A 1,346-nucleotide genomic window follows, 5' to 3' on the forward strand; every position below is an offset into this window, starting at 1 on the left:
TGACGGCGGAGGAGGTCGAGCGGGTCGTCGCCACCGTGGACGGCGGCGCCGCGAACGTCGCGGACGTCTACCCGCTGGCCCCGCTCCAGGAGGGCCTGCTCTTCCACCACCTCCTCGCCCGTGACGAGGATGACGCCTACGTGATGCCCATGGTGCTGGAGTTCAGCTCGCGCGAGTGGCTGGACACCTTCCTCGGCGCGCTGCGACAGGTGGTCGCCCGCCATGACATCCTGCGGACCGGCATCGTGTGGGAGGGACTGCGGGAGCCCGTTCAGGTGGTCTGGCGCCGGGCTGACCTGCCGGTCACGGAGGTGGCCCTGGACCCGGAGGACTCCGATGCAGTCGGGCAGTTGCTGGCCGGCGTCGGCATGCCGATGGACCTCGCCCAGGCGCCCCTGATCACCGCCCACGTCGCGCCCCTCCCCGGGACCGAGGGCTGGGTGGCGCTGGTGCGTCTGCACCACATCGTCCAGGACCACACCGCACTCGAGGTGCTGCTGGCCGAGCTGGACGCGTTCGTCAACGGCCGGGGCGGCCAGCTCGCCGAGCCGCTGCCGTTCCGGGACTTCGTCGCCCAGGCGCAGACCGGGGCGGACACCGCCGGGCACGAGCGCTACTTCAACCGCCTGCTGGCGGACGTCACCGAGGGCACCGCACCGTACGGCGCGGTGAACGTGCGCGGCGACGGGGCGGGCGTGGTCCGCGCCAAGGTCGCCTTCGAGCCCGAGCTTGACGTGCGTCTGCGCGAGGTGTCCCGCAGGCTGGGAGCGAGTGCGGCAACGGTGATGCACGTCGCCTGGTCGCGCGCCCTCGCCGTCATGGCGGGTCGTGACGACGTGGTCTTCGGCACCGTGCTGTTCGGGCGGATGAATGCGGGAGCGGCGTCGGACCGGGTGCCCGGTCCGTTCATGAACACGCTGCCGGTGCGGGTGCGGACGGACGGGCTCGGTGTCCTGGACGCGGTGTCGGCGATGCGTGACCAGCTCGCCGAGCTGCTGGAGCACGAGCACGCCCCGCTCGCCCTGGCACAGAACGCCAGCGGCGTCGAGGGCGGCAGCCCGCTGTTCTCCGCGCTCTTCAACTACCGCCACAACACGGAGGAGGAGGCCCCGGCGCCGGTCCAGCACACGGACCGACCGGCGGGCGGCTACCGCACGCTGTTCGCCCGGGAGCTGACCAACTACCCGCTCGCCGTTTCGGTGGACGACGACGGCGACGCGATCGGTCTGGCGGTGGACGCGGTGTCCCCGATCGACCCGGTGGCGGTGGGTGCGCTGGTGCGGACGGCTGCCGAGAGTCTGGTGGCGGCGTTGGAGGTGGCGCTGGACGGTGGTCCGCAGGTGCTG

1 protein-coding gene is annotated in these 1,346 nt (G+C 72.6%); it reads left to right on the forward strand.

Going from position 1 to position 1,346, the window contains the following annotated elements; translation table 11 throughout:
* The coding region (locus ACIG5E_RS39515) for a condensation domain-containing protein (RefSeq protein ID WP_396542170.1) at positions 1-1,346 on the forward strand (1,346 nt) is incomplete at both ends.

Source organism: Kitasatospora sp. NPDC053057, from assembly GCF_044546945.1.
Taxonomy (GTDB): domain Bacteria; phylum Actinomycetota; class Actinomycetes; order Streptomycetales; family Streptomycetaceae; genus Kitasatospora.